The sequence below is a fragment of the Thalassococcus sp. S3 genome, from assembly GCF_004216475.1.
Lineage (GTDB): Bacteria > Pseudomonadota > Alphaproteobacteria > Rhodobacterales > Rhodobacteraceae.
In genome coordinates, this window is sequence record NZ_CP022303.1 from 2,643,785 (window position 1) to 2,665,926 (window position 22,142).

The 22,142-nt window shown below is 61.3% G+C and carries 25 protein-coding genes and 1 tRNA gene; 21 read left to right on the forward strand and 5 right to left on the reverse strand.

Translation table 11 applies throughout. The features are described 5' to 3' along the window. The first annotated feature begins 24 nt into the window (after positions 1–24). From CFI11_RS13125 to CFI11_RS13185, 13 genes are all read left to right on the forward strand, one after another. On the forward strand, positions 25–1,323 hold the full coding sequence (locus tag CFI11_RS13125; protein ID WP_130406647.1) for an integrase family protein: 1,299 nt from the start codon (positions 25–27) through the stop codon (positions 1,321–1,323). 410 nt (positions 1,324–1,733) lie between these two features. Then, positions 1,734–2,705: a hypothetical protein gene (locus tag CFI11_RS13135; RefSeq protein WP_130406651.1), complete on the forward strand. Its 972-nt coding sequence runs from the start codon at positions 1,734–1,736 to the stop codon at positions 2,703–2,705. A gap of 71 nt (positions 2,706–2,776) precedes the next feature. Beyond that, complete coding sequence (locus CFI11_RS24320) at positions 2,777–2,917, forward strand: hypothetical protein (RefSeq protein WP_165390258.1); 141 nt, start codon at positions 2,777–2,779, stop codon at positions 2,915–2,917. Between the two features lie 275 nt (positions 2,918–3,192). Next, positions 3,193–3,849, forward strand: a complete 657-nt coding sequence (locus tag CFI11_RS13140) for a hypothetical protein (RefSeq protein ID WP_130406653.1) — start codon at positions 3,193–3,195, stop codon at positions 3,847–3,849. A 113-nt stretch (positions 3,850–3,962) separates the two neighbouring features. Continuing rightward, a complete protein-coding gene (locus CFI11_RS13145) occupies positions 3,963–5,486 on the forward strand; it encodes a terminase TerL endonuclease subunit (protein ID WP_130406655.1) in 1,524 nt (507 codons plus the stop codon). After that, positions 5,483–5,827, forward strand: coding sequence for an HNH endonuclease (locus tag CFI11_RS13150; RefSeq protein WP_130406657.1), 345 nt, complete (start codon positions 5,483–5,485; stop codon positions 5,825–5,827). The genes CFI11_RS13145 and CFI11_RS13150 overlap by 4 nt, the downstream gene beginning before the upstream one ends. Beyond that, entirely contained in the window at positions 5,827–6,471 is a 645-nt protein-coding gene (locus CFI11_RS13155; RefSeq protein ID WP_130406659.1) for a hypothetical protein, read from the forward strand. The genes CFI11_RS13150 and CFI11_RS13155 overlap by 1 nt, the downstream gene beginning before the upstream one ends. A 4-nt stretch (positions 6,472–6,475) precedes the next feature. Then, positions 6,476–7,735, forward strand: a complete 1,260-nt coding sequence (locus tag CFI11_RS13160) for a phage major capsid protein (protein ID WP_130406661.1) — start codon at positions 6,476–6,478, stop codon at positions 7,733–7,735. Beyond that, positions 7,735–8,322 (forward strand): HK97 family phage prohead protease, encoded by a 588-nt coding sequence (locus CFI11_RS13165; RefSeq protein ID WP_130406663.1) that lies wholly within the window; start codon positions 7,735–7,737, stop codon positions 8,320–8,322. The genes CFI11_RS13160 and CFI11_RS13165 overlap by 1 nt, the downstream gene beginning before the upstream one ends. After that, entirely contained in the window at positions 8,319–8,879 is a 561-nt protein-coding gene (locus CFI11_RS13170) for a hypothetical protein (RefSeq protein ID WP_130406665.1), read from the forward strand. Before CFI11_RS13165 ends, CFI11_RS13170 begins: the two co-directional genes overlap by 4 nt. After that, positions 8,876–9,880 carry a phage portal protein gene (locus tag CFI11_RS13175; protein WP_130406667.1) on the forward strand — a complete coding sequence of 335 codons (1,005 nt, stop codon included), beginning with the start codon at positions 8,876–8,878 and terminating at the stop codon, positions 9,878–9,880. Before CFI11_RS13170 ends, CFI11_RS13175 begins: the two co-directional genes overlap by 4 nt. Further along, positions 9,873–10,256: a hypothetical protein gene (locus CFI11_RS13180; RefSeq protein WP_130406669.1), complete on the forward strand. Its 384-nt coding sequence runs from the start codon at positions 9,873–9,875 to the stop codon at positions 10,254–10,256. The genes CFI11_RS13175 and CFI11_RS13180 overlap by 8 nt, the downstream gene beginning before the upstream one ends. A 44-nt stretch (positions 10,257–10,300) precedes the next feature. Continuing rightward, positions 10,301–10,531, forward strand: coding sequence for a hypothetical protein (locus tag CFI11_RS13185; RefSeq protein ID WP_130406671.1), 231 nt, complete (start codon positions 10,301–10,303; stop codon positions 10,529–10,531). 95 nt (positions 10,532–10,626) lie between these two features. On the opposite strand, the gene CFI11_RS13190 is transcribed toward CFI11_RS13185, so the two are convergent. The 4 genes from CFI11_RS13190 to pdxH all read right to left on the reverse strand — a co-directional run bounded on the left by CFI11_RS13190 (position 10,627) and on the right by pdxH (position 12,467). Next, positions 10,627–10,703, reverse strand: a tRNA-Pro gene (locus CFI11_RS13190). Positions 10,704–10,746: 43 nt separating this feature from the next. Next, positions 10,747–11,205, reverse strand: coding sequence for a DUF192 domain-containing protein (locus CFI11_RS13195; protein WP_130406673.1), 459 nt, complete (start codon positions 11,203–11,205; stop codon positions 10,747–10,749). 1 nt (position 11,206) lies between these two features. Next, positions 11,207–11,743 (reverse strand): cold-shock protein, encoded by a 537-nt coding sequence (locus CFI11_RS13200; RefSeq protein WP_130406675.1) that lies wholly within the window; start codon positions 11,741–11,743, stop codon positions 11,207–11,209. 118 nt (positions 11,744–11,861) lie between these two features. Next, positions 11,862–12,467 carry a pyridoxamine 5'-phosphate oxidase gene (gene pdxH, locus CFI11_RS13205; RefSeq protein ID WP_130406677.1) on the reverse strand — a complete coding sequence of 202 codons (606 nt, stop codon included), beginning with the start codon at positions 12,465–12,467 and terminating at the stop codon, positions 11,862–11,864. A gap of 97 nt (positions 12,468–12,564) precedes the next feature. Between pdxH and fabI the strand changes: the two genes are divergently transcribed. The 8 genes from fabI (at position 12,565) to CFI11_RS13245 (ending at position 20,426) form a co-directional block, all read left to right on the forward strand. Next, positions 12,565–13,371, forward strand: a complete 807-nt coding sequence (gene fabI / locus CFI11_RS13210) for an enoyl-ACP reductase FabI (protein ID WP_130406679.1) — start codon at positions 12,565–12,567, stop codon at positions 13,369–13,371. Between the two features lie 4 nt (positions 13,372–13,375). Then, positions 13,376–13,987 (forward strand): LysE family transporter, encoded by a 612-nt coding sequence (locus CFI11_RS13215; RefSeq protein WP_130406681.1) that lies wholly within the window; start codon positions 13,376–13,378, stop codon positions 13,985–13,987. 5 nt (positions 13,988–13,992) lie between these two features. After that, positions 13,993–14,595 carry a LysE family translocator gene (locus tag CFI11_RS13220; protein WP_130406683.1) on the forward strand — a complete coding sequence of 201 codons (603 nt, stop codon included), beginning with the start codon at positions 13,993–13,995 and terminating at the stop codon, positions 14,593–14,595. Between the two features lie 4 nt (positions 14,596–14,599). Then, on the forward strand, positions 14,600–15,103 hold the full coding sequence (gpt, locus tag CFI11_RS13225) for a xanthine phosphoribosyltransferase (protein ID WP_130406685.1): 504 nt from the start codon (positions 14,600–14,602) through the stop codon (positions 15,101–15,103). Between the two features lie 128 nt (positions 15,104–15,231). After that, positions 15,232–16,407 (forward strand): aminotransferase, encoded by a 1,176-nt coding sequence (locus CFI11_RS13230; RefSeq protein ID WP_130406687.1) that lies wholly within the window; start codon positions 15,232–15,234, stop codon positions 16,405–16,407. A gap of 59 nt (positions 16,408–16,466) precedes the next feature. Continuing rightward, a complete protein-coding gene (locus CFI11_RS13235; RefSeq protein ID WP_130406689.1) occupies positions 16,467–18,308 on the forward strand; it encodes a peptidyl-prolyl cis-trans isomerase in 1,842 nt (613 codons plus the stop codon). Next, positions 18,309–19,820 (forward strand): anthranilate synthase component I, encoded by a 1,512-nt coding sequence (gene trpE, locus CFI11_RS13240; RefSeq protein ID WP_130406691.1) that lies wholly within the window; start codon positions 18,309–18,311, stop codon positions 19,818–19,820. A 108-nt stretch (positions 19,821–19,928) separates the two neighbouring features. Then, positions 19,929–20,426 (forward strand): hypothetical protein, encoded by a 498-nt coding sequence (locus CFI11_RS13245; RefSeq protein ID WP_130406693.1) that lies wholly within the window; start codon positions 19,929–19,931, stop codon positions 20,424–20,426. On the opposite strand, the gene CFI11_RS13250 is transcribed toward CFI11_RS13245, so the two are convergent. Further along, a complete protein-coding gene (locus tag CFI11_RS13250; RefSeq protein WP_254448919.1) occupies positions 20,427–21,968 on the reverse strand; it encodes a divergent polysaccharide deacteylase family protein in 1,542 nt (513 codons plus the stop codon). Positions 21,969–22,142: the final 174 nt, after the last annotated feature.

Below are 22,142 nucleotides of genomic sequence, written 5' to 3' on the forward strand. Positions count from 1 at the left end.
TTGGTAGCTGGAACGGAGACACCCATGCCCAAGATCGAATTTACCGCCCCCGCAGTGAAGGCCCTGAGGGAGAACACAGACACCACTCCGGGCACCTACTTTGACACCAAGTTGCCGGGGTTCGGTCTGAGGGTGAGCAAGCGGACACGCAAATTCGTCGTCGTGGGGTACGTTGCAGGGAAAAAGGTTTGGGTCACTCAAGGGCCGTCCGAGTTGACACTCCCCAAGGCGCGCAAGTGGGCTGAGGGTGTGCTGGGTGATCTGGCGAGAGGCATAAACCCGAACGCCGCCAAGGCGGAGCAGCGGGCGGCTGCCATGAAGCTGAGCGAGGCGCTGGACACCTACCTAAATGACAACGACCTAAAGGAGTCCACCGCCACCGAAAACCGCCGCTTGATCGAGCGGGACTTGAAAGACTGGTTGAACAAAGACGTGAAACACATCACGCGCCAAATGGTTGTCAACCGCTTTGACAAGCTGACAGAGCGAAGCCCTGCCATAGCTAACCATGTGTTTTGGGTGCTGCGGGCGATCCTGAACCACACGCGCGTTGTCACCAAGAATGAACAAGGTGAGTTTACCCTGCCCCCAAACCCGTGCGACCGCTTGACCGACCTCAAACGCTGGCACAAGCCCCAAGCCCGCAAAGGGACGGTCGCAATAGATCAGTTTCCGGCGCTGATGGATGCTCTGGTGGAGATGGACCAGACATTTGCAGACTACATCATGGTGTTGCTGCGAACAGGTATGAGGCGGACTGAGGCCGCGTCCCTCCGATGGACCGACATTAGCTTTGATGCCTCCACCTTCACAATCCGGGCTGAGGTGGCCAAGAACAAGAAAGCAGTCACCCTGCCCGCTTCTAAACAGGTCATGGCGATATTCGAACGTCGCAGCGATGCCGCACCAGACACGCTTCACGTCTTTGGCGACTCCAAGCGATACGACCCAAGAAAGTCGCTCTTAAAGCTGCGTAAGGCCCTGGGGTCGGACCTCACCTATCATGACTGCCGCCGCACCTTCTTACAGTTGGCAGAAAACCAAGAGGTGCCCACGGGTTTCATCAAGAAGCTGGCGAACCACACAGACAGTCGTGACGTGACCGCCGCTCACTATACGAACCAATCCGATGCTGAGGCCCTGAGGCCGTACACGCAGCGGATCAGCGATCAGATTGACCGCCTCGGGCACCTCGACAATCCTGATCTTGCGGCACGCGATGCGCTGGAAAGCCTTAAGAAGGCGATAGAAGGCATTGAAGAATTTGAACAGTTTGCGCCTGCTGCGGATCGTTTGAAGCGGATAATGACGGAACTTGCCTAATCAAACCGCATGGACCCGGATATGAACCACCCTTCGCCAAACCGATTGAAAACGTTCGCAATGGCAGCTAGTTGCAGGGTGCATCCGTACACGGAGGATGGGCGAACAGGCTGCGGTCAGAAAGCGTCCCGGAAGCGTTAAGCCCGCATTCTGCGGGGTAACCGTTCTGTGGAGGTGCAATCATGCCCCTGACAAAGAAGCCGTCTGACCGCCCGTCCCTGTCCCCCAAGCAAGCCGCTGAATACACCGGCGGCGCTTTATCTTATCAATTCTTGAAACGCGACCGCGCCGAAGCTGAGGCCAATGGCGTTCCCCCTCAAATTCCTTACTACCGCGTGTCCTATCGGGTAGTCCGGTATCGCCCATCAGACCTAGACGCTTACCTAGAAGCACTGCGGGTGGGCTGAGTCATGGCCAAGAAATCCGAAATTGTTTCATGGGATGCCCTGCGACGCGACGTAGCTGCTTTAGACCAGATATGCCTCGCCCTCGTTCCAAAACGCCAGAAACGGCAATCTGCGGCGGTGCTGCGTTATCTCATACGCTCTTGGAACACGCGGACCACCCGCTACAACGGTGCCGTGCCGGGGGAGTGGATATCGCGATCTATCGACCAGATGTTGAAAGCTAACCTGGCCAATTCGCGCAACCCGCTCAACGAATACCTGCAAAGACTTGGACCGCCCCGAGAGTCTGCAAATTGCGTGCGCGATGAATGTGCTAATCTGATCGTGCGTAAGCGGATGAAGTATGGCGCAAAATCGAAGGTGGTGGTTCCGCATTTCCAACTGTCTCGCGAACTGTTGGATTTGTTGGAGGCCATCGACTTCGCAAGGCGTAAAATGCCCGAAAAGACATTCAAGGCGTTCCGTGACCTCATTTGTGAGCCGATCAATGATGCCACACCCAAAGAGGCATACGACTACGGGCCAACCTACCATCTCGCCCGGATTGCGTTCAAACACCGGGCCTCGCATCGCTACAACTTCGATGACTTCAAAGCCGATATTGAGGCCTTGCACACAAAGGCAAACACCTTCGATCCAAAGGCATCGTCAAATCCTGTTTCAGGACAATCTGTAGGTTATCCTGATTCAGGACATCCTTTAGGTTATCCTGTTTCAGGACAACCTGATCTGATTACAGGGCCTTCTAAGGAAGTTGGTACAGAGGGATTGAAAACAGAGTGCGGACAAGCCGCTCCCACGTCTGTTTCAACCGAGGAGATTTTTCAGGCTGTAGATGTTGGAAAAGACACGCTGTCTGACAATGAGAAGCTGAAGGTTCAAGAGGCTGCATCACAAGCAAAGAAGGAAGCTGCGCAAGATGCCAAACACGCTGCCCTGATGGCAAAGTACAAGAAGTCGGGGGCGAAAGCATGAAAGAGCGATACCAGCCCGATCTATCTGGTCGGACCAGAGAGTCCGTGATCCGTGTGCGGATGCCAAGAAACATGAACAACGCATGGCGAACGATCTGCAAGGCCAAGGGTGCCAATCCCTGCGAAGCCATCCGCGATCTGGTGGAACGCGAAATTCGAATGCACCACCAAATGGATGATGCTGGACCCGATCTGATACCAGATGACAAGTGATGGATTCACCGCAACGCCCCAGCCTGTTACTCTCACCTTATCACCGGGCGCTGATCTTCTATCCCGTGTTTGATCATGGCAACGCCGATAGGTTTCAGACTCCACGCGCAATCGCCATAGCGCCCGGTGATCCTCACCCAAGCCCATAGGGAACCCTGCCGCCTGGGGGGGAACCCACGCAACGATCGGAGGGGCGGGGCGTAAACACTCAATTCCCTGTTGTAACACTTTTGCAGGTGATACTGTCTGTCTGCTTAACTTATTCAGGGGGGCCGATGGACAGAAATCACGAGACGATACTGGAGAACGCTCAGCAAGAAGTAGATTATGTCAAAGACTATTTAGATGATCTTGCGGCAGAGGAGGAAACGAGGAAACTATGGCGTGCATGGTTTGGCGTGCTCACGCACTATGTCAACGCTGTTTCTGCGCTACGCCGTGCAACTTCTTGTGGTGCGTCGAAAGGTTGGTCGGATAACCTTAAGAACGAGCAAAAACAAGATGAGTGGTTACGGTTTGCGTTCCAAGCAAGGGATGCAGCGAACCACGTCTTTGAATCTAAGCGACATACAGAGCCTCGAAGAGCGAGCGTAGGTGTTATCTCAATGTCCAATGCTGCGCACGTTCACATTTCCGACTACACTGAACTTGACCACGAAGGAAATGTGGTAACTCGATACTCTGGAGCGCTTGACGTAGCCGATGGCCGGTACACTCACGGTACTTTTCCTCGAGACAAAGTCGAAGAACACGAGCATCAGCTTGTGCTTACGGAAGTAAAAACTCGCAGCGGTACCTACGCACCACCGAAAACTGAGAGTACAGGCACGCAGCAAGCGATTGAGATAGGGAATTACCTGTTGGACTGGCTACGTCAGAAGTTGTTTGAGGCACAAAACCTAGCCGAACAAGACAGGAAAAAGAACCGTTAAGGCTAGTATGATACATCCAAACTGACCAAACTGGTCACCCCCTTGAACCACTAGCCCTCTAATCTGGCCTTGCCCCGTTGACCGTCTGGACTCATGGGGCTTAGGCCAGATGTATGGCCCTGCGACTGCGTAAACCCAAGGTATTGACGAAAACCGATCTGTTGGCGGATTGGGTGGCAGATACCTTTGTGGATCAGAACGGGGCACCGCTTACGCTCTGCCAGTTTCAGTATGACTTTCTATCTGATCACTTTGCGGATGATCCGGCTGGCGGGCCGCTCTACAGAACCACCGTTCTTAGCACCGGGCGCAAGAACGGCAAGACGGTCACGCTGGCCTTGCTGGTGGCGGGCTATCTTGATCCGTCCAGCCCCTTACACGTGCCCTTTGCTCAAGTGGCCATCAACGCCCCCACCTCCCGTCATGCTGAGTTTCTGCCAGAGGCCATCAAGCTGTTGTATGACCGGATCGACCGGGGCAGCGACTGGTCATTCAACAAAGCCCCGCCACCCACGTTCCGGCACAAGGGCGGCAAGGGCAAGCTGACCTGTCTATCGGGTGCCCGTGCCTCAGGGCATGGCCTCGACCTCGACCTTGCGCTTGTGGACGAAACGGGCCTTATGCCCAAATCCAATGAAACGGTGCAAAACACCTTTGACGCTGTGGCCTCGAAAGACGGGCGCGTGATCCTGACTGGCACGCGGGGCGACTCCGACACCTACAACGAGATCATCAACAACCCCGACGCCCGCACAAAGGTGCATCTGTATGGCGTGGACAAAGACGCCAACGCCTCTGACCCTGCGACGTGGGCACAAGCGAACCCCGGCCTAGGCGTCACAAAGTCTCGCCGCTTCATGGAAGATGCCCACGCCAAGGGTGAGCAAGCGGGTTCCCTAACAGAGTTTCGTGTGTGGCACCTCAACATGCCGCTCAGCCCAACCCGGCAACTCTTACTGGAATATGGGGACTTAACCAAAGCCTATGACGAAACCGCCGACCCCATTTCGGGTGAGCCGTGTTTTGTGGGCATGGACCTAGGCGGGTCCAGCGCCATGACCGCCGCCGTAGTGATGTATCAGGAAAGCGGCGTGATCCGGTGCATCGGCGCTTTTCCCGGTGAGGGCACCCTTGATCTGGCCAAGCGCGGCAAGCGTGACGGTGTAGGCAATGCTTACGTGACTGCTGCTGAGCGCGGGGAACTGTTTGAAACCTCAGGTGCGGTGACAGACGTTGCTGAGTTTCTGGACCGTCTACGGGACTTCATCGGGCCTCACCCGGTCCTGTCTGTCTCTGCCGACCGCTACCGCGATGCTGAGTTTCGCACGGCTATGGCGCGGGCCAAGATTGATTGGCCGATTATCACCCGTGGCACCGGACCAAAAGACGGGGACAATGACATTCGGGCCACGCGCCGAGTGTTCCTGTCTGGCAAGGCCAAGCTACGGCGCAACCTGCTACTAGAGGCGGGGCTGACTGAGGCGGATGTGAAGGTGTCCACCACGGGCGCGATGCAAATCGACAAGTCGCACCGCAACGCCCGGATTGACGTTGCCCAAGCCCTCACGCTGGCCTGTGCGGCCTTTGTCGCTGATCTGGATGCACCCGCCGCCGAAATGGAGGTGACGGTGCTATGACCCGCAAACAGGACCGTTCCACCATTGACCTGGCCGACTGGCGCAAACGCATCCGTCCCGCCATAGCCGAACGTGCCGAATACCGTTGCGAGTCTTGTGGCCTGTTTGTCGGGATGCACGGGGACGTTGACCACAAGGTGCCGCGCCATCGGTGTGAGGCTGAGGGCATAAACCCGCGTGACCCTGAAAACCTCCAATATCTCTGTAAGTCCTGCCACTCGATCAAGACCAACCGTGAACGCTGGGACGGGCATAAGCGGAAGGATCGGCAAGAGGTACGCCGCGCCCGCGTGACTGGCAGAGGTGCCTTTCTGCAAGCCCTGCAAGAGGGGGGTGCGTGATGGCCCATACAGTCACCCTTGAAACTGAATTTGACGGCAAGCGGTATCAGCGGGCCAGTGTAGGTCTCAGGGCCTTGGCTGATAGCGTGGGCGCTGACTTCGATCAGCTTGGCCTTGTCGTGTCCCATGAGATGCGCCTGTTTCTGAAAACCGAACTGGACAAGCTGGCCAAGCATCATTCCGGGTCTGCCACCACGTCCAACCGACTGGCCAAGCGAACCGGGGAACTAGTCCGGGCACTTCAAAAAGGCGGGCGGGTCACAGAGACGCCGACGCTTGCCGATGTGAAGGGTGAGGTTTTTCTGCCCTCGAAATATCGCATCCATGAATACGGCGGCTCAATCCGCCCCCAGAAGGGCGGCTACGTCTTTGTGCCGTTGCCTGCTGCCCTGAAATCAGACGGCACGCCTAAGCATATGAACCCGCGCCAGTGGCACGGCACGTTCATTGCCGAAAGCCGCAAGGGCAACCTGCTGTTGTTCCAACGGCAAGGGCCAAAGCTGATCCCGCTCTACGCCCTGAAACCCCGCGTCTCAGTCAAACGCCGCCTTGGGCTTGGGGCCAGTATCCGCCGGGGCGTGCCCGCCTTTGCAGACCGTGCCTTTGAAGCCCTCTTAAACGAAATCCTCCAGAACGAAAGCTGACAACATGTTGAAATCCCAAGAGATCACCCTTGCGCAGTCCAAACGCCGGGAACGCATGGCCGAAATCCAAAAGGCCGATGAAATCACCGATGACGCCCGCACCGAACTGCGGTCACTCACCGATGCCTACCAAGGGGCTGAGGTGGAATTGCGGGCGGCGCTGATCCTCGAAGATCAGGAACGCGACAAGATCAAAGAGCCTGACAACGCCGAACGCTCTTTTGAGGCTGAGTGCCGCCAATTCGATCTGTCCAGCTTCATTTCTGACCTGAGCGCCGACAAGGCTCTGACGGGCCGTGAAGCGGAGGTTTCCGCCGAATTGGAGCAACGCCACGGCAGGGCGCAAAAAGGTGGTGATCGGTTCCCGTGGGAAGCCCTGACCCTTGAAACTCGCGCTGATGTGGAAACCACGCAATCCGCGTCCGGTGATCTGGCCAGTCGTCCGACCATGACCGCGCTGGAACGGTTCTTTGAAGCCTCTGCCGCGCAACGTTTTGGCGTCCAGACGATCCAAGCGACGGGCAACCCGTCATTCCCTGAGATCACCGGGGGCACGGGCCTGTCATGGGTATCTGAGGGGACCGGGGCCGATGCTGCGGCCATCACCACCACCGCCCAAAGCCCTGACCTGCACACGGCAACCGGGCGCTATCTGCTGAGCCGTCAAGCCATCCGCAAGAACCCCGCGCTGGATGCGATGCTGCGGCGCGATCTGGCAGAGGTAATGCGGGAAGGAATTGACCTTGCCGTGTTCCAAGGCACCGGGGCCTCAGAAGAACCCGCTGGCCTTGCCACTATTCTGGACGGCCAAGCCATTGACGTGAGCGACAAGGCGTCATTCTCGACGCTGTTGCTGCACGCCACCGAACTGCAAGAGACGGCCAAACTGTCTGACCCGTCTCAGGTGCGTATTGCCGGGGCGCCGATCCTTCACCAGACGCTTGCAGATACCCTGATCACGGGCACCGCCGTGTCCGAATTGGACCGCCTGAAAAGTGCTGGGTTCTCGCCCATGTTCTCGCAACAGGTATCTACGCGCGGCAACCGTGACGCCACCGACAAGGGCGCATCTACCGTCTACATGAGCGCCGGTGGTGGCCGTGCCTATCTGGTGAACTGGGGAAGCCCAGAATTGCTGGTGGACCCTTACAGCGAAAGCAAGACTGGCAAGGTGGCCCTGACCATGTTCGCATTCGTGGACGTGCTGGTGCAGCGGGCGGCAACGCACTTTGCGAAGCTGGAAAACGTGCAGGACCGCGCATAATGGAACGCCGCGCCATCTGGGCCGCGTCTGACCTAGAGGTGCGGCAACAGGATAAGCGCCCCGTAATTGCGGGCCGCTTTCCTTACAACGAATGGGCGGTGCTGTCTGATCGGGGCACCGTCCGCAAAGAAGAGATCATGCCGGGGGCCTTTGACTTCACTCTGTCCAACCCTCTGGCAGAAGTGAACCTGCTGTTTGGGCATTCCTTCGACAAACCCTTGGCCAGCCGTCAATCGGGCACTCTCGAACTCAAAGACGGGGCCAAGTTTCTGGAATTCTTCGCCACCATTCCTGAGGGGGCCGAACGGGCCAGCCATGTGGTGGATGCTCTTGCTCTGATCGGCTCTGGATTGGCCACTGGGATTAGCCCCGGTTTTCGTGTGCCGCCCAAAGACGTGGTGCCCGATGCTGAAAAGCTGGTGCCAGAACCCGGCAACGCGGGCGTGATGATCCGGCAACTCGCCAAGCTGGTGCTTTACGAACTCAGTATTGTGACGCGACCAGCTTATCCCACCACATCTGCGGAACTGCGCAGCATGTCGTGCAATCAATTGCACGGCGGTCAACATAAGGTGTTGCTGCCATGATTGAACACTTTGAGACCAAATGGAGCTTCGGCGCTGACCCTATGGACCCTCAGGCCAGCGACATTGCCCTAGAGGCGGGCACCTCAGAACTCACCGCGCAAGGTATGCTGAGCGCGTCCTGGGCCATGGTGGAGGCCTTCACGGGTAAGACCTACCGGGACACCACTGCGGGCCAAGTCATTGTCAAAGTGAGCGCGCCAATGGTCTGGACGTGGCCCCGGTATCCGTTCCCTGAGGAACTGACCTTTGAAGCCTACGCCCAAGGCTCTTGGGTGCAACACGCAGAAACTTACATCCCGTCTGCCGGGTTGATCGAACTTGAGCCGTTCACGCTCTACAGGATCGGACACACCACCACTACGCCGGGGGCAACCGTCACGCCCGCCGTTGAACAGGCCGTCTACAATCTGACGCTTTACCAACTGCTGCAATCGCCCGCGCGGCGCGAGTTTAAGAGCCAAGCCGCTGGTGATAGTAGCCTGACCCGCGAAACCCTTATGCCCGTGTTCTATGGGTCTGGCGCGGGCGCGATGCTGGCAGGGGAGATGCGGTTATGATCTGGCCCTTCAAGCGCAAGATCGAAACACGGGCCGCCATGGGCGTGACCCTCGACTACATGGATCACCGCCGCAAACAGGTGCTGACCGATGCGGGCGTGAACCTGACCGCGACAACGGGCACTGCGCTGCACTACTGGCAGTCAGGCTTTGCGATGCTCACCGATGAAAGCACCACTTTGCGTGCCGACACGCTTGCCGCCATCGGGCGCGACTTGTGCATGAAGGGTGAAAGTTGCTGGCACATCCGGGCGGATGGATCGGCCCTTGATCTGGTGCCTGTGGCCTACTGGGATGAACTGGGCAACGGGCGGTATCACCTTCACATCGCCCGCGTGAACACCACTGAGACGGTGAAGGCGCTGGCAGATGAAGTGCTTCACCTCAAGATCAACACCGATCCTGTCCAGCCTTGGAAAGGCCGTAGCCCGTGGCAGATGATGGGGCTGACCCCGGCCTTGCTGGCAGAGATCGAATCCGCTTTCTCGACTGCCAGCCGATACGCCGGGAAAGGTGTCCTGCCGTTTCCGTCTGCCGTGGCAGAGGATCAAAAGGCAAAGGCCGTGTCAGGGCTTCAAAACGGGGCTTTGGCGGTTCTAACCAGCAAGAGCGACTTTGCGCACCAGACAGGCGGGCACTCAGCCGAATGGCGGCGCGTTGATTTGTCCCCCGATCTGCAAAAAACAGAATTTCGAGATGTAAGCCGCGATCTGCACATTCGACTGTTGACCGGGTGCGGTATTCCGCCCGCCTTGATGACCGAAAATGGCAACGCCGGGGCAATGCGGGAAGCCTACCGCCTGTTTGTGCTGCAAACGGTCCAGCCCTTAGCCCGCCAAATCCTGCCCGAACTCACGGCCAAGCTGGGCCTCACCAGCCTGTCTACGGCTGACATGATGTCCGCTGATATTGCGGGCCGTGCCCGTGCCGTGGGCATTTTGACAGGGGCAGGCGTTGACCTTCAAAAGGCGCTGGCCATGGCGGGGTGGGACAGTGAATAGCCCGATTGATACAGCCCTGCGCATGGCCAAGGTGTCGCCCCTCTACTCTGAGGCGGTGCTGTATGGCGTAGCAGAGGAAAGCGGTGCTGCCGTGTTTGATGCCGCTGGCGAGATGCAGTTTGACCGAATTGGCCAGACCTACGGCTACGCGGACAAGAGCAAAGAAACTGTGTTCACTGCCAGCCAAACCTATGAAGGGTCACATCTGGTTACGGTGATCACCGACTATGCTCCCAACGGGTTAGCGCTGATCCTGCTAGGCCATGTGTTCTACGCCGTGCATTCGGTGCATTCGTCCGATGTGCTGGGAGTGTCTCTTACCCTCGATTGCACCAGCTTGCCCGCCGATGAACCCCCAAACATTCGGAATGCATGATGCCAGTCACAAAATCCACACTACCCTTCCGCCCAACCGCCGACATGACGCTTCTGGAAATCACCGCCTGCATGGGCGAACTCTTGGAATGGGCTGCAAGCGCCCGCACCAAACAGTTGCTCGATGCTGGCCTGACTGCCACCGATGTGATGCGTCTACGCCGGATCGGGACGCGCTACCAGCAAGGCAACCGCACCTACTCCGATGCCAGCTTCATCTGGGAGATACTCCCCGCGCTGGAAAACGTGCATATCACCAAACCTGCGGATTCGTAGCTGGTGCCGTTTAGTAGCTGTATAGTAGCTGGAAGTATCTCAGGAAAAATCAGCCCCAAGCTAAATCAGTAAATTACTGATTTTATTTTGAAAAATGGTCGGGGCGGCAGGATTCGAACCTACGACCCCCTGTACCCAAAACAGGTGCGCTACCAGACTGCGCCACGCCCCGGACCGTGCGCCTTCCTAGCGGCCTCCCTCGGCTTTGAAAAGCCCTAACAGGGCCAAATCGCAGGACCACCCTCAAAAACCGGATGCCGCATCTGAGTGCCGGTCGAAATTCCCATCCGTCGGGATAGGCCGCCATTGATTTCGAGCACCGCAAAGATGTCACGCCCTCCCGGAATAGGGGTCAGATCCCCCGGTATGGCCTCGTGATGCACACCGCGGACAAGACCCGTGCGATCCACAAAGATCATGTCGAGCGGGATCAGAGTGTTCTTCATCCAGAAACTGACGGTCTGCGGATATTCATAGACAAACAGCATCCCCGACATGGTTGGCAGATCTTCGCGGAACATCAGCCCCCGCGACCGCTCCTGCGGCGTATCCGCCAGTTCGACCTGAAACCGGGCCTCGCCCCACTCGCCGCGCATCGACACGCGATCGGATGCGCAGTTTGCCAAAACCTGCCCCGCCCAAAGCAACGCGCAAAGGACCGCCAATACGCGCATGTTAGCCAAGATCGGGGATTGTCGCGGTTTCCCAGGCGAAAACCTCGGCCGCCATGCGCCCGCGCCGTCCATCGATCACCCGGATGGCAAGTGCCTCACCAGGCTGCAGGTCCGACAGGCCCGAGCCGCGCAGCACCTCGATATGCAAAAAGACATCTTCCGGTTTGCCGAAGACATTGGCAAAGCCAAAGCCCTTCGACTTGTCGAACCACTTCACCCGCGCAGGCTCCAGCGGCGCGTTGCTGACCGTGTCAGGCGACAATTCCGCGATGTCGGTCAACATCGGTGTGCCGTCTCTCACCGGCGGTTCGATACTGACCACCTCGACAGCCTGCACACCGCGTTCAGTGCGATGGGTGACCACCTCGATCCGCGCGGAATCAACGACGGAGTTCTGTCCGAAGTTTCTCAGCACGTTCACATGCAGCAGGATATCCGGCCCACCTTCGTCGGCGACGACAAAGCCAAACCCCTTGGCCGGGTCGAACCATTTCACATGCCCGCGCACCTGATGAAGATTGTTGAGGTCGTCAGCCAAGGTCACCTCTTACACCCATACCGTGTCCCCCATCACATTAGTGCGCGAAACACGCTGTCCAATTCAAGTCCTATAATCTTGCAGATTCCAAGGGTTTGAGCCTCACCTTGCGGAAACTTCACGGGCTCAGGCGGGAAATCGCCCATTTGTCATGCGCCGTTGCGCGTCTCCAAACGAAACGGTCATGCAACCTATAGGCGCCATCGGCCCAGAATTCGATCTCTACGGGTGTAATCCGGTATCCGCCCCAAAAGGGCGGGCGTTCGGGGTTCGTTCCATGCTTGGCCGTGATCTTAGCAACCTCCGCCATCAGGGCCGTGCGAGAGCTCAGCGGCTGCGATTGTCTGGAGGCCCAGGCGCCCAGGCGGCTTTTGAGAGAGCGGCTTTTGTAATACGCATCCGCACTGGGCCCGTCCTCTTTCTCGATAAGCCCCCTGACCCGGATCTGACGCCGCAAGGACTTCCAGTGCATCACGAACGCCGCCTTGCCCGCATTGTCCAACTCAGCGGCCTTGCGGCTTTCATAATTGGTATAGAAGACAAAGGCCCCCTCCTCGACATCCTTGAGCAGAACCATGCGGGCATTGGGCAAACCGTCCGCGTCCACGGTCGACAATGCAATCGCGTTGGGATCATTCGGCTCGCTTTTTTCCGCCTCCGCCATCCAGCTGCGCACAATCGCAAACGGATCGTCCCCGGCGAAAAGCCCCGTTCTGTCGCTCATACCAAAGTCCTTTCCTGCCCCCTCGGCCGCACTTGAAGCGCATGTGGCAAATGTCTAAAGGTCTGCCGAGAACATCTAAATGGACGAGGGTGCGCGGATGTCAATTGAACTCATGTCAGGCAAACGCGGGCTGATCATGGGGTTAGCCAATGACAAGTCCATTGCCTGGGGCATCGCCAAGGCCTGCGCCAATGCCGGCGCCGAATTGGCCTTCTCCTTTCAGGGTGATGCGCTGAAAAAGCGGGTAGAGCCGCTGGCGGCTCAGCTTGGCAGCAGCATCGTGCTGCCCTGCGACGTGACCGACGAAGCCTCCATCGACGCGCTTTTCGATGCTCTGAAAGAGGAATGGGGGCAGCTCGATTTCATCGTCCATGCCATCGGCTTTTCCGACAAATCCGAATTGCGCGGCCGCTACGTCGACACGTCGCGCGCGAATTTCGCTATGTCGATGGACATATCGGTCTACTCCTTTACCGCCGTGGTTCAGCGCGCGGAAAAGATGATGAACGAAGGCGGGTCCTGCCTCACCCTCACCTATTACGGCGCCGAACGGGTCATGCCGCATTACAACGTGATGGGCGTGGCCAAGGCCGCTCTGGAAGCGTCGGTGCGGTATATGGCCGAAGATCTGGGCAAGGACGGCATCCGCGTGAACGCGATCTCGGCCGGTCCGATCAAGACGCTGGCCGCTTCGGGCATCGGCGATTTTCGCTACATCATGAAGTGGAACGAGTACAATTCGCCCCTGCGGCGCAACGTGACCATCGACGATGTGGGCGGCTCGGCACTCTATCTGCTCAGCGATCTGGGCGCCGGCGTGACCGGAGAGGTGCTGCATGTCGATGCCGGCTACCACGTGGTCGGCATGAAAGCCGTCGACGCCCCCGACATGACCAAGGGCTAGGCCGGTGACGCTGGCCGCCCTCCTCAGCCTCGCGCTCATGCAGGCGCTCATCGCGATCAGCCCTGGCCCCGCCGCCGTTCTGACCATCCGCACCGCCGCTGCCCAGGGGCTGCGCGCCGGACTGTTCCTGTCGGCGGGTCTGGCCGCGGCGATCCTGCTCTGGGCCTCCGCCGCTCTGGCCGGGCTGTCGCTGATCTTTGAGATCGCGCCCTGGCTGCAAACCGGCCTGCGCATCATAGGCGGGCTGTTCCTGATCTGGATCGGCTGGCAGATGTGGCGCGGCGCCGGGGCGCCTATGGCGGACGCCGCCACCACGGCCCCGCGCGGGACGTTTGCGCAATTCCGGCTGGGGGTGCTCACCAACCTCGCCAACCCAAAGGCGTTGGCCTATTTCGCCGCCGTCTTCACCGGCGTGATGCCTGTCTCCCCCACCCTCCTCGACGCGGCCCTGATCCTGTCGGTGATCTTCTTGATCGAATTTGCCTGGTACGCCTGCGTCACCCTGATCTTCAGCCGTCCCGGCCCCCGTGCCGCCTATGCCCGCGCCAAGGCGTGGATCGAGCGGACCTTCGGCGGCCTCCTCGCCCTTCTGGGCCTGCGCATCGCGGCGGGGTGACGGGGATGAGCTGGGAGAACCTTCTTGCCTTCAACGCCGTCCTGATCGCGGCGCTCGCCAGCCCCGGTGCCGCCCTGCTCTACGCGATGAAGACCACCGTCGCCTCCGGTCGCGCCGCCGGGATCGCGACGGGCATCGGCCTTGGTACGGCTGCGGCATGCTGGACGCTTGCGGCCCTTCTGGGGCTCGAAAGCCTCTTCCGCCTCTTTCCCTGGACCTACACGCTCCTCAAGATCGGTGGCGCGCTCTACCTGATCTGGCTCGCGATCCAGACCTGGCGCCATGCGAGGACCGCTCTCGGCGAAAGCCCGACACCCCATGGCCGGGCGGTCCTGTCGGGCCTTCTGGTGAATTTCGGCAACCCCAAATCGGTGCTCTTCGCCGCCGCCGTCATCGTCGTGGTCTTCCCGCAGGGCTTGACCGGCCCCGAGATCGGGCTGATCGTGGCCAATCACTGGGTGCTTGAGATCCTGTTTTACACGCTGATCGCGCTTTTGCTCGGTGCGCCTGCGGCGCGGCGGCGCTATCTGGGACTGAAGCCGGTTCTCGACCGGATCGCGGCCACGCTTCTCGGCGCGCTCGGCTTGCGGCTGCTGCTTGAAAGGTAAGATCATGAACGACCGTCTGCCCCACGAAAAAGGCTTTCACATCAGCTGGGATCAGATCCACCGCGACAGCCGGGCGCTGGCCTGGCGTCTGGATGGTCAGGGCCCGGACAACGGCGCCTGGCGGGCCGTGGTCGCCATCACCCGCGGCGGCATGGCGCCCGCGATGATCGTCAGCCGCGAACTTGACATCCGTACGGTCGATACGATCTCCATCAAATCCTACGACCACCAGAAACAATCCGACGCCCAGGTGCTCAAGGGCCCCGACGCCACGCTGATGGGCGATGGCACCGGCATCCTGATCATCGACGACCTTGTCGACAGCGGCAAAACTTTGGAAGTGGTGCGCGCCCTTTATCCGAAGGCCCATTGCGCCACCGTCTATGCCAAGCCCAAGGGACGCCCGCAGGTCGATACCTTCATCACCGAGGTCAGCCAGGACACCTGGATCTTCTTTCCCTGGGATATGGCGCTGCAATATGTCCAACCCTATCGCGGCAAGGACTGATCCGCCAAAAGAGATTTGATGCCTCCGGCGGCCGTATTTGGATCGAGAAGAAACAGGGGACCGGTCCAGTCTTCTTCTCGATATAAATACGGGAAAACCCGCCGCCAGCCAGAAAGCAGACCGTCCCCATGACAGCGCCCCGCACCGCCACCACCTTTGCCCCGCCCGTGATGGAGGCGCGCCGCTGGATCGAAGGCATTGCCTTCCCCGATGACCGTCCGCTGATCAACGTCTCGCAAGCCGCCCCCGTCGATCCACCGATCAAGGCGTTGCGGCAGGTCATGGCCGATGCGGCGCTTCACGACGACAGCGCGCATCTCTATGGGCCAGTGCTCGGCCTGCCCGATCTGCGCGCCGAACTGGCCATGCAATGGTCGGCGGGGTATGGGGGCGAGATCACCCCGGCCCAGGTCTGCATTACTTCCGGCTGCAACCAGGCCTTCGCCGCGGCGATCAGCACGCTGACCAGCGAAGGGGACGAGGTGATCCTGCCGACGCCCTGGTATTTCAACCACAAAATGTGGCTCGACATGTCCGGTGTCGATGCCGTGCCTTTGCCCACCGGAGCGGGCCTTCTGCCCGATCCCCTACGCGCCGCCGCGCTGATCACCCCGCGCACCCGCGCCATCGCGCTTGTCTCGCCCAACAATCCCGGCGGTGTCGAATATCCACCCGCACTCCTGCGCGCTTTCCTTGATCTGGCCCGTGCCCGCGGCATCGCCCTGATCCTGGACGAGACCTATCGCGACTTTCACGCCGAATACGGCGCGCCCCATGACCTTTTCTCCGATCCGGACTGGTCCGATACGCTGATCCATCTCTACTCCTTCTCCAAGGCCTACCGCCTGACCGGCCATCGGGTGGGTGCCCTGATCGCGTCCGAAGCGCGGCTGGCGGAAGTCGAGAAGTTCCTCGACACCGTCGCCATCTGCCCCTCCCAGATCGGCCAGCACGCGGCGCTCTGGGGCATGCGCAACCTAGGCGACTGGCTGGCCGGCGAACGCCGCGAGATCCTGGACCGCCGGGCCGCCATCGCCGAAGGCTTCCCCGTGCTGGAGGTTCAGGGCTGGCGCCTTCTGGGCCTTGGCGCCTACTTCGCCTATCTGGAGCACCCGTTTGACATGCCCTCGAACGCACTTGCCCCGAAACTGGTCGAGGAGGCGGGGATCTTGCTCCTCCCCGGCACCATGTTCATGCCCGATGACGACATGTCGGGCGCGCGGCACTTGCGCGTGGCCTTCGCCAATCTCGACCGTGCGGGGATCGGCGCCCTCTTCACACGTCTGAAAGGCCTCCGCTTCTGACCTTGCCCCCCCTCTGTCCGCGTCGTAGAACCGGGCAGCTTGAGGCAAATGAGGGCGATATGGCAGGCAAGAACTCGATTTCCCGCACGCTGGTCTGGATCCTGATGGGCCTGCTTTTCGTGGGCCTTGCTGGTTTCGGTGCCACCAACCTTTCCGGCAATGTCCGCACCGTCGGCATGGCTGGGGAGCAGCCGATCAGCACCAGCGCCTTTGCCCGTGAGCTGCAGACCGAAATCCGCGCCGTGTCCGCCCAGACCGGCCAGCCCCTGCCGATGAGCCAGGCGCGTGCCATGGGGCTTGACCAGATCGTGCTTGGCCGCCTTGTCACGCTGGCCTCCATCGACAACGAAACCGCGCAATTGGGCATCTCGATCGGCGACGCAAATCTGCAGCGTGAGATCGTGGCGATCCCCGCCTTTCAGGGGATCGACGGCCAGTTCGACCGCGAGGCCTACCGTTTTGCCCTGCAGCAGGCCAATATCCGTGAGGCGGAGTTTGAAGCCGACCTGCGCGCCGAAGCCGCCCGGACCCTTGTGCAAGGCGCCATCACCGGCGGCACCGACATGCCGGGCACCTTTGCCGACGTGATCGTCAACTATGTGGGCGCGCGCCGCAGCTTCACCTGGGACCGTCTGGACCAGAGCGACATGACCGCCGAGCTGCCGACACCGTCCGACGCGGATCTGCAGGCTTATTATGACGAGAACGGCGATCTCTTCATGCTGCCCGAAACCAAGCAGATCACATATGTGGTCCTGACGCCCGACGACATTCTCGATCAGGTCGAAGTGGATGAGACCGCGCTCCAGCAGCTCTACGAGGACCGCGATGCGCAATATAACCAACCCGAACGGCGCCTGATCGAACGTCTGGTCTTCTCGAACGAAGAGGCCGCGCGCTCGGCGCTGGCACAGATCGAGGTGAATGGCACCACGTTTGAACGCCTGGTCGAGGATCGTGGTCTGCAGTTGAGCGATGTCGATATGGGCGATGTGGCGCGTCCCGATATCGGCGCGGCCGGTGAGGATGTCTTCGCCGCCGGTGTCGGCGACGTAGTGGGGCCCCACCCCACACCGCTCGGCCCCGCGCTCTTCCGCGTGAATGGCATCCTCGAGGCCCGCAACATCCCCTTCGAAGACGCACGCGACGATCTTCAGAACGAACTGGCCGCCGCCCGCGCGCGTAGGCTTGTCGAAGCAGAGGCACAGAACATCGACGATCTTTTGGCCGGGGGCGCGACGCTGGAGGAAGTGGCGCAGGAAACCGACATGACGCTGGGCCAGATCGACTGGACCCGCGAGGCACGCGACGATATCGCCGCCTATGACGCGTTTCGCCGGGCCGCAGCCGCAGTGACGGAAGATGATTTCCCCGAAGTAGCGTTTCTGCAGGATGGCGGCTTTTTCGCCTTGCGCCTGAACGAGACGCTGGCCGAACGGCCACAACCCTTCGAAGCGGCCCGCGCGCGGGTGGAGGAGGCCTGGACCGCAGACGCGGTGGCCGACAATCTGTCGGATCAGGCCCGCACCGCGATCAGCTCTCTGGCAGAAGGCGGTGATTTCGCCGAGGCCGGCCTGACCCCCACGGTCGAGACGGGCCTGACCCGCTCCGCCTTTATCGAGGCGGCGCCGGACGGTTTCATGGCCGATGTCTTCACTATGCAGGAAGGCGAAGTGCGCGTGATCCCCACCGGCCCTGCCGTGATGATCGTGCGTCTGGATGAGGTGCTTCCCCCGGTGGAAGGGGGCGAGACGGAACAGCTGCGCAGCGCACTTGATGCCAATCTCGATCAGACCCTGGCGCAGGCTCTTTTTGACGCCTTTGCCCGCGACGCCCAGATCCGGGCCAACCCGCAAATCGACCAGCGCGCTCTGAACGCGGTGCTTACGAGCTTCCAGTAAATGGCCCTCACACCCGACTACGACAGCTTCGCCCGCGCTTACGAGGCAGGCGAGAACCAGATCGTCTATACCCGTCTGGCCGCAGACCTCGACACGCCCGTGTCGCTGATGCTCAAGCTCACCGGCGCGCAGACGGACGCCTTCATGCTGGAATCGGTCACCGGCGGAGAGGTGCGCGGGCGCTACTCCATCATTGGGATGAAGCCCGATCTGATCTGGCGCTGTCATGGCGAAGGCTCCGCGCTGAACCGCACCGCCCGGTTCGACCCCGACGGGTTCGAGGATCAGACGGGCAACCCGATGGACAATCTCCGCGCGCTTCTCGCCGAAAGCCGCATCGCCCTGCCCGACGACCTGCCGCAGGCGGCCGCCGGGCTTTTTGGCTATCTGGGCTATGACATGGTCCGCCTGGTCGAACATCTGCCCGATATCAATCCCGACCCGATGGGCCTGCCCGACGCGGTGATGATGCGCCCCTCGGTCGTGGCCGTTCTGGACGGCGTGAAGGGAGAGGTCACGGTGGTCTCCCCCGCCTGGGTCTCAGACGGCCAATCGGCCCGCGCGGCCTATGCGCAGGCCGCCGAGCGGGTGATGGACGCCGTGCGCGACCTCGAACGCGCGATGCCGGCCGAGACGCGCGATCTGGGCGAGGCGCTGGATATCGCGCCGCCGGTGTCGAACTTCACGCCTGAGGCTTACCGGGCCGCCGTGGAAAAGGCCAAGGACTACATCGCCGCTGGCGATATCTTCCAGGTCGTCCCCTCCCAACGCTGGGCGCAGGACTTTCCGCTGCCGCCCTTCGCGCTCTACCGCAGCCTGCGGCGCACCAACCCGTCGCCCTTCATGTTCTATTTCAATTTTGGCGGCTTCCAGGTGATCGGCGCCAGCCCCGAGATCCTGGTCCGCGTCTTCGGGCAAGAGGTTACGATCCGCCCCATCGCAGGCACCCGGCCCCGCGGCGCCACGCCCGAGGAAGACCGCGCGCTGGAGGCCGATCTGCTGGCGGACGAGAAAGAACTCGCCGAGCACCTCATGCTGCTCGACCTGGGCCGCAACGACACGGGGCGTGTCGCCAAGATCGGCACCGTGAAACCAACCGAGCAATTCATCATCGAACGCTACAGCCATGTGATGCACATCGTGTCGAACGTGGTCGGTGAACTGGCCGAGGACAAAGACGCGCTCGACGCCTTTTTCGCCGGCATGCCCGCAGGCACCGTCTCTGGCGCGCCCAAGGTCCGCGCGATGGAGATCATCGACGAGCTGGAGCCCGAAAAGCGCGGCGTCTATGGTGGCGGCGTGGGCTACTTCTCCGCCGGTGGCGACATGGACATGTGTATCGCCCTCAGAACGGCGGTGGTGCAGGATGGCACGCTTTATATTCAAGCCGGGGGCGGTGTCGTCTATGACAGTGATCCCGAGGCCGAATATCAGGAGACGGTGCACAAATCGAACGCCATCCGCCGTGCAGCCGCGGACGCGGCGCGCTTTACCGGATCGGGCAACCGCTAGGCCCGGGCAGTCTGTCCGCGTCCTCTTTTTGGGGCCGCCTGACCGGAATGTGATTGGGTCAGCGACAAGAGGGCCGGTAGACTTCGCCAAAACAGCGAGGGTTCGGTCATGGCCAGGAAACGTAAGTCACCGAAAGCGCAGCGGAAAAAGCATCAACCAACCCCGGTTGTGGAAAGCCCTGATCGCCGCGTCGCCCTACGCAGGATCGGCTATGGCGCGCTTGGGCTGGCTGTGCTGGGCGGTGCCGGTCTCTTTTCGGTCAACGCGGTGCAGGCCACGATGGCCGAATACGATCTCACCCGTATCGGCAATGGCACGCCCGCCATCGTGCAGATCCACGACCCAAGCTGCACGCTCTGCACCGAGCTGCAGCGCCAGACCCGCAAGGCCTTGCGCAGCTTTGATGACAGCGAATTGACCTACCTCGTGGCCAACATCACCACCGATGAGGGCGCGGCCTTTGCCAATCGCCACGGCGTGCCGCACGTGACATTGCTGCTTTTCGATGGCGCGGGCGCTGTGCAGCAGGTCATCTCCGGCGTGCATCAAAAGCCCGACCTGGTCGAGGCGTTTACCGCTCATCTGGGCCGCGCGCCCTCGACCTGATCACTCCGCCGGTGCCTGCGTGAGCACCGCCGAGATTGGGGCCAGCGCCACCCGGCTGGCGCGGTCCTGCAATCCCCACAACAAAAGCGCGCTGATCGTGTCGGGCCGGACGCGCCCCATCATGATCACACCGCCCTGCTGGCCCGCCCGGAACGCGGCCTGGTCCAGAAACCGCCGCATCACTGTCGGCGTCTGACCTGCCCCGTCGAAATCCCGGAACACGACCGACGACGGCACGCCCTCTCGCGCGGCCAGCTTTTGTGCCGTATTCAGCCCATTGTCCTGCATGATCAGCCCGTGGCCCGAGGCCTTGACGATCTGGGTGATCTGGTCCGACAGCGCGCGGTTGCCCTGCACGCCCTCTCCCGGCCCCTCCATCACCGCGACGGCTTCCGGCACGGCGGCGAGGCCCGCCTCGAACGCGACCTCCGCGTCACTTGGCGCGGCCGAGGCCGGGAGGTTGACCATCGCGATCACCTCGAACCCGTTGGCCCGGTGCCGGGCCATCTTTTCCTCGGCGTCGGGGGCCGTGACATCGACCGCAAAGCTTAGCGGATAGGGAAAGGTGCCAAGCGCTTCGGCACCGACCGCGTCGGCATCATCAATCAGAACGATCCCCATCAGCGGCTTCTGCTCGGGGTTTTCAAACCGGACCGCGAAAGCCTCGATGGGCGGTCCCGCCACGACCTCCGGCGGGCTCACCGGTTCGGGCGCATCTTCTGGCGGCGCATCCCCGACCGACGGCAGCCGGTTCGTCGCGCCGCCCCGTTCGGTCAGCGGCACCACGCGTTCGCCGATGCGCGGCCCCTCCCCGGCCTCCGGCAAGGCCGCGACCCTTGGCGCCTCTGGCGCTTCGGTTGCTACCTCCGGCTCATCCGGCACCGCGGCAGCGCTCTCGCTGCCAGCGGGGTCCGTGCCCTCTGCCTGCTCGGCGGCTTGCGCTTCGGCGGTGTTGTCTTCTGCCTGCACACCTTCGGCTTCTGCCGTTTCAGACGGCGCGGGATCCGGCTCCGTCACCGATGGCGCCTCGGTGTCTTCGTCAGCCGGCTCAGGATCGAAGCCAGAGTTATCCTCGACAACCTCCGGTAAGGTGGGCTGCGCCGGTTCGGTCGAAATCGAAAGCTCGGTTTCCGCTTCGGGCGCCTGCGGCGCCGTTGCAGGCGTGCCCGGCGCGGCGCGCGCACCGGCACCTGTCGTGCTCACCTGCGGGGCATTGCCCGCCGGACCCGGTTCGCCCAGACCCTCGGCAACCTCTCCGATCTGCGGCACACCGGCCGGATCCGTATCAGGTTGCGCCATTGCATCCGGAGCCGGCACATCCGGCCCCACCGCCGATACACCATCGACCCGGCCCGCCGGCCCGCCCGGCTCCGGATTGGTTCCGGTGCCCGCCTCAAGCGGCGCGACCTGCGCGGCCCCATCCGGTGCGCGGTCGGCGACATCCGGGCTTTCCGGAAGGTCCGTCACCAGCGACGCAACCGCCGCCCCTCCGACGGCGACAACCCCGCCCCAGATCAACCCGCTGAGAAATCCCCTAGCCACAGCCTTGCCTTTCTTTACTGCCCGGCCGAACCCTCTCCGTCTTGGCGGCGATGAGCCCGGTCCAGTCCCTCTTCCGTCCACCGGGGCCTTGACGCTGCCCCGCAAGCCTGAACATGTGTGCACCATACCGCGAGAGGGGCCATAATCTCTAGCCCCTGAATGGATGCCTGAACG